General features: G+C 70.8%; 6 protein-coding genes. 5 read left to right on the forward strand and 1 reads right to left on the reverse strand.

Annotated elements, in window-relative coordinates; translation table 11 throughout:
• Nucleotides 1-4831, reverse strand: a 4831-nt coding sequence (locus AWZ10_RS36655) for a type I polyketide synthase (RefSeq protein ID WP_159058491.1), incomplete at its 3' end; no start/stop codon positions are given.
• A gap of 359 nt (nucleotides 4832-5190) precedes the next feature.
• Between AWZ10_RS36655 and AWZ10_RS36660 the strand changes: the two genes are divergently transcribed.
• The 5 genes from AWZ10_RS36660 to AWZ10_RS36680 form a co-directional block, all read left to right on the forward strand.
• Complete coding sequence (locus AWZ10_RS36660; protein WP_046708201.1) at nucleotides 5191-6570, forward strand: NDP-hexose 2,3-dehydratase family protein; 1380 nt, start codon at nucleotides 5191-5193, stop codon at nucleotides 6568-6570.
• Nucleotides 6567-7565: a Gfo/Idh/MocA family protein gene (locus tag AWZ10_RS36665; protein ID WP_046708200.1), complete on the forward strand. Its 999-nt coding sequence runs from the start codon at nucleotides 6567-6569 to the stop codon at nucleotides 7563-7565. Before AWZ10_RS36660 ends, AWZ10_RS36665 begins: the two co-directional genes overlap by 4 nt.
• Nucleotides 7566-7647: 82 nt before the next feature.
• Nucleotides 7648-8268: a TetR/AcrR family transcriptional regulator gene (locus AWZ10_RS36670; RefSeq protein WP_046708199.1), complete on the forward strand. Its 621-nt coding sequence runs from the start codon at nucleotides 7648-7650 to the stop codon at nucleotides 8266-8268.
• Between the two features lie 49 nt (nucleotides 8269-8317).
• The gene (locus AWZ10_RS36675) at nucleotides 8318-9007 is read left to right on the forward strand and encodes a VC0807 family protein (RefSeq protein ID WP_052769726.1); all 690 of its coding nucleotides are present in this window, start codon (nucleotides 8318-8320) and stop codon (nucleotides 9005-9007) included.
• Nucleotides 9008-9892: 885 nt separating this feature from the next.
• A partial coding sequence (locus AWZ10_RS36680) for a type I polyketide synthase (RefSeq protein ID WP_244172671.1) occupies nucleotides 9893-14560 on the forward strand: 4668 nt, incomplete at its 3' end.

Here is a 14560-nt window from a genome sequence, read left to right on the forward strand (position 1 = left end):
CCGCGAACACCGGCGAGGAATCCAACAACCCCACCGCCATCCCCACCCACTGCGACCCCTGCCCCGGAAACACGAACACCGCATCCACCACATCACCAGGACGCCGCACACCACCCCGGACCAGCTCCGTGCCAGCCGTTCCCCCAGCCAGAGCACGCAGCGAGGCAGCGAGGCTCTCGCGGTCGGAGCCGACCACAACGGCCCGCTCCTCCAACGCCGCACGACCCACCAGCAGGGAGTGCGCTATGTCCACCGCCTCGGCGTCCGCACCCTCCAAGTGGGCAGCCAACCGCCCGGCCTGAGCCCGCAGGGCCTTCTCCGAACGGGCGGAGAGCAGCCACGGAACCACCGCGCCCGACCCGTCCGCACCAGCCCGCGCCGGTTCCTCCACAGCGACCTGACCGGCCTCTTCGAGGATCACGTGAGCATTCGTACCGCTCACACCGAACGACGAGACACCCGCCCTACGCGGCCGACCGTCGCTCTCCTCCCAGTCCCGCGCCTGTCCCAGCAACTCCACCGCACCCGACGACCAGTCGACCAGCGTGGAGGGAGCTTCGGCGTGCAGGGACTTGGGCAGGGTGCCGTGTCGCATGGCCTGAACCATCTTGATGACACCGCCGACTCCGGCGGCGGCCTGTGTGTGACCGATGTTGGACTTCACCGACCCCAGCCACAGCGGCCGGTCCCCGGCCCGCTCCTGCCCATACGTCGCCAGCAACGCCTGCGCCTCGATCGGGTCACCCAACTTCGTCCCCGTACCGTGCGCCTCCACCACATCCACATCCGCCGCCGACAACCCCGCATCAGCCAACGCCGCCCGAATCACCCGCTGCTGGGAGCGGCCGTTGGGGGCGGTGAGACCGTTGGAGGCACCGTCCTGGTTGATCGCCGAACCACGCACCACCGCCAACACCTGGTGGCCGTTGGCCCGCGCGTCCGACAGCCGCTCCAGCAGCAGCACACCCACACCCTCGGCCCAACCGGTTCCGTCGGCTCCGGCGGCGAAGGGCTTGCAGCGGCCGTCCTCGGCCAGACCGCGCTGCCGGCTGAACTCGACGAACATCCCCGGGCCTGACATCACGGTCGCGCCCGCGGCGACGGCGAGGGAGCACTCCCCTGCGCGCAGTGACCGTGCCGCGAGGTGCAGGGCGACCAGGGACGAGGAACAGGCCGTGTCGACGGTGACCGCCGGACCCTCCAGGCCTAGGACATAGGCAATGCGCCCGGACGCGACACTGGCGGTCGTACCGGTGAGGACGTGGCCCTCGACGGCCTCGGTCGCCTCGTGGAGGCGGGGGCCGTACTCGGGGGCGGTGGCACCGACGAAGACGCCGGTGTCGGTCGCGTGCAGGGCGCGGGGGTCGAGGCCCGCGCGTTCGACGGTCTCCCAGGTGGTCTCCAGGAGGAGGCGTTGCTGCGGGTCCATCGCGGTCGCCTCACGCGGCGAGATACCGAAGAACCCGGCGTCGAACTCGGCCGCGTCGTGCAGGAACCCGCCCTCGCGGACATAGCTGGTGCCGGTGCGGTCGGGGTCGGGGTCGTAGAGCGCGTCGAGGTCCCAGCCTCGGTCTGCGGGGAAGGCGGAAACGGCGTCCGTCTCGTCCCGGACCAGGCGCCACAGGTCCTCGGGGTTGCGGACGCCGCCGGGGAAGCGACAGCCCATGGACACGATGGCGATCGGTTCGTCGGAGGCGGCGCGGCGGGTGAGAGGCGCCGCGTCGGCGGGCGTGGGGGTGCTCAGGTGTGCGGCGAGCCGGGCGGGCGTCGGGTACTCGTAGACGACGGTCGCGGGCAGATGGACACCGGTGAGGGTGTTGAGGCGGTCGCGCAGCTCGACGGCGGTGACGGAGTCGACACCGAGATCCTTGAAGGAGCTAAGGGGATCCACCGCGGCGGGGCCCGGGTGGCCGAGGACCACCGCGGCGCTCTCCCGGACCAGGCGCAGGGCCCCGGCGGAGTCGAGTGCGGTGACGGGCTCGACGACCGATGGCGGGGCCGGCTCGGCGGTGGTGTCCATGGCCCTCGCGGGGGCGGTCGCGGCGTTGTCCGTGGCCCGTGCAGGGGCGGTCGCGGGGGTGGCGGTGACCCAGTGGCGGCGGCGCTGGAAGGCGTAGGTGGGCAGGGTGACGCGGCGAGGGGCGAGGTCGGTGAAGACGGAGCTCCAGTCGACGTCGGCGCCTGCGGTCCACAGGGCGCCCACGGAGGTCTGGAGGCGGGCGGCGCCGCCGTCGCCGCGGCGCAGGGTGCCGGTGACCACGGCGTGCCGGAGGCCGGCGGCTGCCTCGACGGTCGCCCGGACCGGTGCGGTGAGCACGGGGTGCGGGCTGACCTCGACGAAGGCTCCGTGGCCCGCGAGTGTCAGGGCGCGTACGGCGGGTTCGAGGAGGACGGGGTTGCGGAGGTTGTCGTACCAGTACCGGGCGTCGGTGGCGGCGCCGTCGAGCCAGTCGCCGGTGACGGTGGAGAAGAAGGGCATCTCGGGGCGGCGCGGGGTGACGTCCGCGAGGAGTTCGAGCATCTCCTCGCGGACGGGTTCGACGTGCGGGGAGTGGGAGGCGTAGTCGATTCCGACGCGGGCGGCGCGGACGTCGTGCCCTGCGGCGGTGGCGAGGATGTCGTCGACGGTGTCGATGTCGGCCGAGACGACCGTGGAGGAGGGGCCGTTGAGGGCGGCGACGGTGACGCGGTCGCCCCACTGCGCGGTGAAGCTTCGGGCGGCCTCCTCGGAGAGGCCGAGCGAGACCATGCCGCTGCGGCCTTCGAGGGGAACGAGGATCTGGCTGCGCAGGGCGACGACGCGCGCGGCGTCCTCCAGGCTGAGCGCTCCGGCGACGCAGGCGGCGGCGATCTCGCCCTGGGAGTGGCCGACGACGGCCGCGGGGTGCACTCCGTGGGCCCGCCACGCGGCGGCCAGGGACACCATGACGGCCCACAGGGCGGGCTGGACGACGTCGGAGCGGTCCAGGGACGGGGCGTCGGCGTCGCCACGCAGGACAGCTTCGAGGTCCCAGTCCACGTGCGGGGCGAGGGCGTTCGCGCACTCGGCGAGGCGGGTCGCGAAGGCGGGTGAGTCGGTGAGGAGTCCGGCGGCCATGCCGGCCCACTGGCTGCCCTGGCCGGGGAAGACGAAAACGGGCCGCTGCACGTCGCCCTCGACGGGGCCCGCGGGGACGGCGGTGGCGACGGCGTCGAGCAGAGCGTCGGTGTCCGCGCCGACGGCGAGGGCGCGGTGGGTGAGAGGTGTGCGGGTGCTGAACAGGGACCACGCGGTGTCGACGGGGTCGGCGCCGGTGTCGCGGACGTGCGAGGTGAGGCGGTCGGCCTGGGCGCGCAGCGCCTCGGGGGTACGGGCGGACAGCAGCCAGGGGATGGTGACGGGAGTGGTCCGGGGCTGTTGCGCGGTTTTCGTGTTCCTCGCGGTTTTCGTGGTCCTCGCGGTTTTCGTGGTCCTCGCGGTTTTCGTGGTCCTCGCAGGGTTCGCAGGGTTCACCGTCTCGGTGGGCGGCGCCTGTTCGAGAACGAGGTGGGCGTTGGTGCCGCCCATGCCGAAGGAGGAGACGCCCGCGAGCAGGGGGGTTGCTGGGGTGGCCGGGGTCCAGACGCCGGTCTCGCGCTGGACGCGCAGGCCGAGGCGGTCGAGGTCGATGGCGGGGTTCGGCTCGTGGTGGTTGAGGCTGGGCACGAGCCGGCCGTGCGCCAGGCACAGGACCGTCTTGATGAGTCCGGCGATTCCGGCCGCGCCTTCGAGGTGACCGATGTTGGTCTTCACGGAACCGACGGCGAGCGGGGCGCGGCGGCCTTCGGCGGTGCCGAGGACGGCGCCGAGGGCGGTGGCCTCGACGGGGTCGCCGACGCGGGTTCCGGTGCCGTGCAGTTCGACGTAGCCGATGTCTCCGGGGTCGACACCGGCGCGGGAGCAGGCCGCGCGCAGAACGGCGGCCTGGGCGTCGGCGTCCGGGGTGGTGAGGGCGGCGCCCGTGCCGTCGTTGTTGAGGGCGCCGCCGCGGATGACGGCGTACACGTCGTCGCCGTCGGCGAGGGCACGGGACAGAAGCTTGAGGACGACGATGCCGCCGCCCTCGCCGCGGACGTAGCCGTTGGCTGCGGCGTCGAAGGTGTGGCAGGCGCCGTCCGGGGAGAGCGCGCCGAACTGGGCCGCGGCCAGGGAGCTTTCGGGGCTGAGGTTGAGGTGCACGCCGCCGGCCAGAGCGAGTTCGCAGTCTCCGGTGCGCAGGCTGTCGCAGGCGAGCTGGACGGCGACGAGGGAGGACGACTGCGCGCTGTCGACGGTCATGCTGGGACCGCTGACGCCGAGCGCGTACGAGAGCCGGTTGGCGATCAGGGAGCGGTTGAGGCCGGTGAGGGTGTGGTGTCCGGGCTGCTGTCCGGCGTTGCGGACGACGTCGGCGTAGTCGCACACATCGGCGCCGAGGTGGACGGCGGTGGCACGCGGTACGGCGGCGACGGGGATCCCTGCGTGCTCCAGCGCCTCCCAGCCCAGTTCGAGGGCGAGGCGGGCCTGCGGATCCATCGCGTCGGCCTCACGGGGCGAGATGCCGAAGAACGCGGCGTCGAAGTCGGCGGGGGCCGAGACGTATCCCCCGCGCAGGGGTGCGGTGCCGCCGTGCGGAGTGGGCCAGCCGTCGGCGGGCACACCCTCGCGCCGGTCCTGTGGCATGTCGGTGACAGCGCTGCGGCCCTCGGTGAGCAGGGCCCAGTACGCGGCCGGCCCGTCGGCTCCGGGCAACCGGCACGCGAGGCCGACGACAGCCACGGGCTCGTGGCCCGAAACGGTGTTCCGTACGTCGGTGGGCACCGGCTCGTTCATCGATGGCACTCCAAACACCAGGGGCGAGGGGCGGGGGTGGCTCACACATTCGCACGCGGCCAGGGGGCGTCCGGCAGTCCGGGGAAACGCTCTAGGGGAATCTCTAGGCACGCCCTGGGCTGGGCGGGGACGGTGGCCGGGAGGGTTCTGACCGTGGCCGCCCGGGGGCCCGGGGCGGGTCATAGCCAGTGGACCGGCGACCCGCAAGGGGGCGCACTCTAGGCGAATCCTCGAATCCGAACGTGCAGTCTGGAGGGCCGCGTTCGGCTCCCGTGTCCTCCGGGTGCGGATGCGGATGGTGGCATCCCGCAGCCGAAAGGCGCGTGGCCACGCTCCTGGATCGAGAGAAGGGCAGACCGATGAGTCCGACAACCGCGCCTTCGCCGTCGCGTGGCCAGAAGTCCGCCACTCTCGCGGCGCTGGCAGCGTCCGCGGCGGCCGTCGCGGACGGTGTGATGAGCGACGTGGAACTCGCGGCGTGGCTGGAGGAACGGCGACGTACGCAGCCGCAGCGGGTCGAACGGGTGCCGTTCGCGGAGCTGGAAGGCTGGCGGTTCGAGCAGCGGACCGGTGACCTGCGGCATGCGAGCGGTCGTTTCTTCTCGGTGCACGGGCTGCGGGTCCGCTCGGACTTCGGGCCGGTGCCCGCCTGGGAGCAGCCGATCATCGATCAGCCCGAAATCGGGATCCTCGGCATCGCACTGCGCGAATTCGACGGAATTCCCCATCTGCTGATGCAGGCGAAGTCGGAGCCGGGCAACATCAACGGGATGCAGCTGTCGCCGACGGTGCAGGCGACGAAAAGCAACTATCTGAGGGTGCACGGCGGTTCGGCCGTGAAGTATCTGGACTGTTTCCGTCGTCCCGCGCCGGGGTCGGTGGTGGCCGACGTTCTCCAGTCGGAGCAGGGCTCGTGGTTTCTGCACAAGCGGAACCGGAACATGATCGTGCGGGTCGGTCCGGAGGTCGAGGCGGGCGAGGATTTCGCCTGGTTGACTCTCCGGCAGGTGAATGCGCTGCTGCGCCAGGACAACGTCATCAACATGGACGCCCGTACGGTGCTGTCGTGTCTGCCGGACTGGCGGACCGACGTCATCGGGGCGGCCGGATCGCTGCACACGGACACCGAGATCCGCAGTTGGATCACGCGTCGGCGGGCCGAGCACGAGGTCAGCGTCACCCCGATCGGGCTGGCGGACACCAGCGGCTGGCGCCGCGACCCCAACGCCGTGTCCCATGTGCGCGGGCATCACTTCAGTGTCGTGGCGGTGGACGTGTCCTCCGGCCGCCGCGAGGTGGCGGCGTGGTCCCAGCCGCTGCTGGAGCCGCACGGAACGGGCCTGGCGGCGTTGTTCGTGCGGCGGGTGAACGGCGTGCCGCACGTTCTGCTGCGGGCACGCGCGGAGGCCGGGTTCCTGTCGGTGGTCGAGCTGGGCCCGACGGTGCAGTGCACGGCCGAGAACTACGCCCATCTCCCACCCGCGTCCTGGCCGCCCTATCTGGAAGAGGTGCGCGCGCGGCGCGCCGGAGCCGTGTACGACGTGCTGCTGTCGGAGGAGGGTGGGCGTTTCCTGAACGCCCTGAGCCACTACGTGATCATCGAGGTCGAGGACGAGGTGCCCGTGGTGTCGGACGAGTTCCAGTGGGTGTCCCCGCGGCAGGTGGACGAACTGCTGCGCTACAGCCACCACCTGAATGTGCAGGCACGGACACTGGTCACCGCGCTGAGGTCGCTGTGACGGCGGCGGGAGCGCGGCCGCTGCGCCTGGGAGCGCTGGGTACGTCGTCGATCGCCCGGCGGCGGGTGCTGCCCACGGTGGCGCGCATGCCGGAATGGGACCTGGTGGCCGTCGCCGGGCGTACGGCGAAGAAGGCGGTCCGGTTCGCGGAGCAGTTCGGGTGCGCTGCCGAGGAGGACGCCGAGGCGCTGCTCGAACGGCCGGACGTGGACGCTGTGTACGTGTCGACGCCGACGGCCCTGCACCACCGGTGGGCCGAGCGGGCGTTGCGTGCGGGCAAGCACGTGCTGGTGGAGAAACCGATCGGGGTGAACGCCGCCGAGGCGCGTGCCCTGTACGCGCTGGCCGCGGAGCGGAGCCTGGTGCTGCGGGAGAACTTCATGTTCCTCCACCATCCGCAGCATGCGCGGGTGCGCGAGCTGGTCGAGAGTGGCCGGCTGGGACAACTGGCCTCCCTGCAGGCGGCGTTCTGCATCCCTCCGCTGCCGGAGGACGACATCCGCTACGACGTGGGTCTGGGTGGCGGCGCACTGCTCGACGTCGGTGTGTATCCGCTGCGTGCCGCCTCGCTGCTGCTCGGACCGGGCCTTGAGGTGGCGGGGGCGACGCTGCGCACCCGGGCCTCGGACGGGCTCGACCTGTCCGGGCAGGTACTGCTGGTTTCGCCGTCCGGAGTGCTGGCCGAGGTGGCGTTCGGCTTCGAGCACGCCTACGCCTCCACGTACACGCTGTGGGGCGACCGGGCGCGGCTGACCGCGACGCGGGCGTTCACCCCGCCGCCCGCCCATCAGCCGCTGCTGGTGCTGGAGGAACAGGACCGCGAGGAGCGGCTCGCCCTGCCGGCCGCCGACCAACTGATGCTTCTGCTGGCGGAGTTCGCCGGAGCCCTGCGCAGAGGCGGCGGCAACGACGCGGAGTCGGTCGCGGAGTCGGTCGCGGCGATGACACTCATGGACACCGTCGCCGCCACGGCGCGGCGGACCGTGGTGCGCTGACCGGGTGCCGTACGGCGAGGCCCGGTCACGGAATTCTCAAACGCTAGGAAAATCTTGATCATGATCTGGTTAATCTGACACCATGACGGCCAACAAAGACAGGGTGAACACCCGCACATTCACGCAGAACGCACGACGAGCCCAGATAGTTCAGGCGGCTATCGAAACGCTCGCCGAAACCGGTTACGCGAAGACATCGTTCAACAGAATCTCCCAGCAGGCGAAACTCAGCAGTACCGGAATGATCTCCTATCACTTCTCCGGAAAGCCTGAGCTCTTCGCCGAAGTGGCTCACACGGTCGTCGTGAAGGCCGACAATTTGGCAGCCGCGTGCATGGAGGACGAGAATACCTACCGCGGCAAACTCACCGCGTACATCAGGTCGAACTTCGACTTCATCGCCCGCTATCCGCTGTACGCCCGGGCGCTGACCGAGATCGTCGGGATGATCCGCGACCGGCACATCACCGGCATGGACGACGTCGAGCGCAGCATCATGTCCGTCGAACAGCTGGTCACCCTGCTCGAACAGGGCCGCAGAGCCGGCGAGTTCGGCAGTTTCGACTGTTTCACCATGGCCCTGGTCATCCGCGGAGCCATCGACGGCATCGTGTGCCAGCATCTGCGGGTCGTGGCGATGGACCTGGATCGGTGCGCCCGCGAGGTGTCGAACGCCTTCGTCCGCTGCACCCAGCCCGCGTAGGACCCGACACCGGCCGGGCCAGGGCCCGCCGGCCACGCCTAGGAGTGTCATGGCTTCCCCCACACCCAGCTCCGAACCCGCGACCACTCCCCCCACCGCGACCGAAAGCCCGTCCTCCTCATGGGGTTTCGTCGTCACCGTGGTCTGCGACATCGTGTTGCCCGTCGGGATCTACTACGCGCTCCGCGCGGTCGGCGTGGGAGAGATCACGGCGCTGCTGCTGGGCGGCTCGGCACCCGCCCTGCACACGCTCCACTCCGCGATACGTCATCGCAGGCTGGACGCCCTCGGAGTGTTCACCATCGCGCTGCTGCTGGTGAGCGCACTGGGCTCACTGCTGACCGCGGACCCGCGCCTCGCCCTCGCACGCAACGGCCTGTTCACCGCGCTGGCCGGACTGTGGCTGCTGATCACTCTGTTCACCGCTCGCCCTTTCACCTACCAGGCGTTGCGCTCTCTGCTGCCGGGCCGGGCGACGCTGTTGGAGCGCCTGTGGGAAACGGATGCGTCCTTCAGAGGAGTGTGGCGCGGGCTGACAGTGCTGTGGAGCGTGGGACTGTTCTGTGACGCGCTGCTGAGGCTGGTGATGGCCTACACCCTGCCCATCGACACCGTGCCCGCGCTGGACGGCGTCCTGTACGCGGTGTCGTGGCTCCTGCTGCAGGCCATCACCCAGGTCACCCTGTACCGGTCGGGCACCATGACCAAGATCTTCGGCCGCGGCAGGCCGGGCCGGTGAGCCGGTCCGCCGAGCGGAACCGAAACCGGCAGGCACTGCTGCGCGGATCACGCTGTCGAGCGGCGTTTGCGGCAGCGGACGGAACGCGGCGTACCGCACGTCGGTGGACGCCCTGACCCGACCGGCCCGACTTCCGGGAGGCCGCGCGCCAAGCCACGCAGACCGGTCCGTCACCGGTGCGAGCGGCCGCCGCATCCGCCGCACGCGGCGTACGTCCAGGACGAGAGCGGGCAAGGCAGGTCAGGGCACCGTGATACGCCGGTGCCACGGTCGGCGCCGTCGGCCGGCAGAGCCGGGCCTGCGGTGACGAGACCCTGCGCGCCCTGCGCGAGGCCCTGGTGCGGTGGTCCGTGACCGTGCGCATGAGCAGCCGTCTCCGCGGACTCCGCCCGGGTGCTCTCAGCCGACCGGCATGGCGAGCGCGGTGAACAACCCCCTCCGCACGCCTACCCGTTCCTCTGCCACATTCGACTCAGCCACCTGCATCGGCACCGCCACCGGCGCAGAGACCGAGGCCAAGGCCGAGACCGACAAGGACTGTTGACCTCACAGCCATCGCTTTCGCGCCGTCCAGTCAGACTGCCTGCGGCCGGCCCGTCGGCCGTGATCCGGCTGTTGATCCCGATGTTGATCCGGGAGACGGCGCTGCGGACCGCATCGGCGACTGGATCGCCCACCATGCGTTCCGGATGAGCGAGAGCCGGACAGATGGCGTCGAGGACATCAACCCTGCCGGGTTTAGAAAAAGACCTAGCGCGCCCCTCGACATACTGCTTGCCAAAGGTCGGGGAAGATCTCTGCCGCTCCATGTGCCGGCGGTGCCTGGAGGATGGCGGCCCGGATTGTCAGAGTCCGTCCATTGTCCATGTGATTGGAAGTCGAGCTGTGACTGAAGAGCCCTCTGTCGCACTTGTCCGCCCGCTGCACCAGATCCTCACGGACCACGCCTTGCAGCGAGCGGACGAGCGGGCTTTCCAGGACTCTCGGCGTTCCGTCACCTACGGCGCTCTGGAGCGGCGCACCCGGTTCCTGGCCGGGCACCTCGCCGCACTCGGGGTCGGCCGCGGCGACCGCGTCCTGCTGCGCATGGGCAACCGCGTCGAGATGGTGGAGAGTTATCTCGCCGTCACGCGTGCGGGAGCCGTCGGTGTGCCGGTCGACCCGCGGTCCTCCGACACCGAGCTGGCCCACCACCTGGTCGACAGCGGCGCCCGCACGGTGATCAGCGGCGCGGCACAGATACCCCAGGTGGTACGGACCCTTCGGAGCAACGGCCTGGACTGCGGCCTGATCGTCGTCGGTGCCGGCGAGCCCATCGCGGGTGCCACCGACTTCGAGCACCTCGCCGTCACCTCGCCGCCCGCCGACGCGCGGGACGACCTGGACCTGGACGAGACCGCCTGGATCCTGTACACCTCCGGCACCACCGGACGCCCCAAAGGCGTGGTCACGACCCAGCGCAAGTCCCTGTGGGCCACGGCCGCGTGCACCGAGCCGATCCTCGGTCTGTCCGCGACCGACCGCCTCGTGTGGCCGATGCCGCTGTACCACGCCGCCTCGCACAACATCGGCGTACTCGCCACGCTGGCCGTCGGCGCCTTCGCCCACATCATGGAGGGCTCGGCCCCGGACGAGATCATGGAGACCGTCCGCAGCGAACAGGCCTCCTTCCTCGTCGGCTCCCCCACCACCTACCACCGCATGGTGGACCTCGCGCGCGAGCCCGGGCTCGAACTGCCGGAGCTGCGGGTGTGCATGGCGGCCGGCTCGGCCTGCCCGCCCGCGCTGCACGAAGCCTTCGAGGACACCTTCGGCATCCGCCTCCTGGACAGCTACGGCAGCAGCGAGACCGGAGGCGCCATCACCACTCAGGCGCCCACCGGGACACGCGTCCTGGGCACCTGCGGCACCCCGCTGCCCGGCCTGACGCTGCGTCTGACGGACCCGCGGACCGGCGAGGAGGTGGCCGCCGGGCAGGAGGGCGAGATCTGGGTGCACAGTCCGGCCACCATGACCGGCTACCACAACGACCCGGAAGCGACCCGGGCCGTGCTCGTGGACGGCTGGTACCGCACCGGTGACCTCGGTCGACAGGACCCGGCCGGCCTGCTCACCATCACCGGCCGGGTCAAGGAACTCATCGTCCGCGGCGGCGAGAACATCCACCCCGCAGAGGTGGAGCACGTTCTGGCCGGGGTGGCCGGCGTGGCCGAGGCGGCGGTGGCGGGCAAGCCCCACGCCGTACTGGGCGAGGTGCCCGTCGCCTACCTGGTGCCGGGACCGGAAGGCCCCGGGGGCATCGACGCCCGCGAGCTTCTGGAGGCCTGCCGCCGGGAACTCTCCTACTTCAAGGTGCCCGACGAGTTCCACATCATCGACGGCATCCCGCGTACATCGACGGGGAAGACCGCCCGTCGGCGGCTGGCCGAGCTGCCCGGAACGCTGCTCGTCGTCAATCCGTCGGTGAACGTCCGCCCCGACCTGGCCGCCGAAGGCCCGACCGGAACAACGTCCGCCGTGCCCCCGGTGTCCGCCGGCGCCGTCCTCCTGACGGCACAGCACGGGCTGCTCGGCCTGGTGCGCTCCGTGGTCGCGGACGTCCTCGGTCTGCCCTCCGAGGATGTGACCGCCGATCGGCCCCTGCACGAACTCGGCTTCACCTCCCTGTCCGCCGTGACCCTCCGCGACCGGCTGTCCGCCGCCTCCGGCCACCGTCTCTCGGCCGCTGTGGCCTACGACTACCCGACCCCGCAGGCCCTCGCGCGATACCTCGACGACCTGGCACAGGGCGGCCTCGGCGCTGCGGGCGCGGAGGACACCGAGGACGCGGAGGGAACGGCTGTGACGGGGCAGCCGGACGAGCCCATCGCCATCGTGGCGATGGGTTGCCGTCTGCCCGGCGGCACCCGGACGCCCAAGGACCTGTGGGACCTGCTCATGGCGGGAACCGACGCGGTCGGCCCGCTCCCCGACGACCGGGGCTGGGACCTGGACCGGCTCCTGGACGACGAAAGCCGCGGCGGTGGAAAGTCGTCCGCCCGGCAGGGTGCGTTCCTTGATGATGCCGGGCGGTTCGACGAGGCGTTCTTCGGTATATCGCCACGTGAGGCACTGGCGATGGATCCGCAGCAGCGACTGCTGCTGGAGACGGCCTGGGAGACGTTCGAGCGCGCGGGCATCGACCCGGTCTCACTGAAGGGTAGCCGGACAGGTGTCTTCGCCGGTGTGATGCACGGGGGCTACGGCCCCGGCCTCCACGAGCGTGCCCCCGAGAACCTGGAGGGCTACCTCGGCAACGGTTCGGCCGTCAGCGTCGCTTCCGGCCGCATCTCCTACACGCTGGGTCTGTTGGGGCCGGCGATCACGGTGGACACGGCGTGTTCGTCGTCGCTGGTGGCGATCCATCTGGCGGCGCAGTCGCTGCGGCAGGGCGAGTGTTCCCTCGCCCTCGCGGGCGGCGCCACCGTCATAGCGACGCCCGGTACGTTCACCGCCTTCAGCCGGCAGCGCGCCTTGTCCGCCGATGGTAGGTGTCGGGCGTTCGCCGCCGGGGCGAACGGCACCGGCTTCGCCGAGGGCGTCGGCCTGGTCCTGCTGGAACGACTCTCGGACGCACAACGGCTGGGACACCCGGTACTCGCCGTGGTACGAGGCTCCGCCGTGAACCAGGACGGCGCCTCCAACGGCCTCACCGCCCCCAACGGCCCCGCACAACAACGAGTCATCCGCACCGCCCTGGCCCAGGCCGACCTCACCCCCGCCGACATCAGCGCCGTCGAAGCACACGGCACCGGCACCACCCTCGGCGACCCCATCGAAGCCCAGGCCCTCCTCGCCACCTACGGTCAGAACCGACCGGCCGGAAATCCCCTCCTGCTCGGCTCGGTGAAGTCCAACATCGGCCACACCCAGGCCGCCGCAGGCGTCGCCGGCGTCATCAAAATGGTCATGGCCATGAGCCACGACACCCTGCCACGCACCCTCCACATCGACGCACCCTCACCCCACGTCGACTGGGACACAGGCCAAGCCCGACTGCTGACGGAGAATGAGCCCTGGCCGCGCACCGGCACACCGCGCCGCGCCGGCGTCTCGTCGTTCGGGATCAGTGGTACGAACGCGCACCTGATCCTGGAGGAAGCACCCGCCGAACACGTCCCCACGGCCGCTCCCCAAACACCCGACACGATGGTCCCGATGCTGCTGTCAGGGCGCGGTGAGGGCGCACTGCGAGCCCAGGCCGGACAGATGGCGGACTTCCTGGAACGCTACCCGGACCTGCCGACCGACACCGCGGCACACATGCTCGCCGGCACACGAACCATGTTCGAACACCGCGCCGCCGTCACCGCAAACAACCGCACCGAACTCGTGACACGCCTGCGCACACTCGCCGACACCGACCCGGACACCGGTACGGACACCGATCCCGGTACGGACACCGCGACCGGTACGGCCACCGAGCCCGGCGTAACGCGCGGCACCGGCCGCCCACTCGGCAACCCCGCACTCGTCTTCCCCGGCCAGGGCGCCCAATGGCCCACCATGGCCGTCAAACTCCTCGACGACAACGGCCCCTTCGCACAACGCCTCCAAGAATGCCACCAGGCACTCCAACCCTTCGTCGACTGGGACCTGCTCGCCGTACTACGCGGCCAACCAGGACAACCCGGCTTCGACCGCGTCGACGTCGTCCAGCCCGCACTCTGGGCCGTCATGGTCTCCCTCGCCGCACAATGGCACGCCGCAGGAATCCACCCCGCCGCAGTCATCGGACACTCACAAGGCGAAATCGCAGCCGCCACCGTCTCCGGCGCACTCACCCTCTCCGACGGCGCACGCGTAGTCGCCCTGCGATCACAACTCATCGCCCACATAGCCGGCAACGGCGGCATGACCTCCCTGGCACTGCCACGCGACGAAGCCGAAACCATCGCCACCGACCTCGGACTGGAGATCGCGGCAGTCAACAGCCCCGCCAGCACCGTCCTCTCCGGCCCCGCACACGCACTCGACCAACTCGCCACCTGGTGCGAAGAGCACCAGACACGCTTCCGACGCGTCCCCGTCGACTACGCCTCCCACTCCTCCCACGTCGAAGCGATCAAAGACCAACTCCTCGAAGCACTCGCACCCGTCACACCACACACCGGCCAACTCCCCTTCTACTCCTCCCTGACCGGCGGCCCCGTCGACGGCACCGAACTCGACGCCGACTACTGGTACCAAAACCTCCGCCACACCGTCGACTACCAAGCCGCCACCCACGCACTCGCCCAAGCAGGCATCACCGCCTACATCGAAGTCAGCCCCCACCCCGTCCTCACCCTCCCGACCCAGGAAACACTCCAAACCCTCGACAACCCCACAGAAGAACCCGCCGTCCTCGCCACACTCCACCGCGACCACGGCGACACCCACGACTTCACACACGCCCTCACCACCGCATGGACACACGGCATCACCCTCCGCCCCACCACACCACCCATCCACCCCGACCTCCCCACCTACCCCTTCCAAGGCACCCACCACTGGCTCAACACACCGTCGGGC

The organism is Streptomyces europaeiscabiei (genome assembly GCF_001550375.1).
In the GTDB taxonomy this organism is placed as follows: domain Bacteria; phylum Actinomycetota; class Actinomycetes; order Streptomycetales; family Streptomycetaceae; genus Streptomyces; species Streptomyces europaeiscabiei.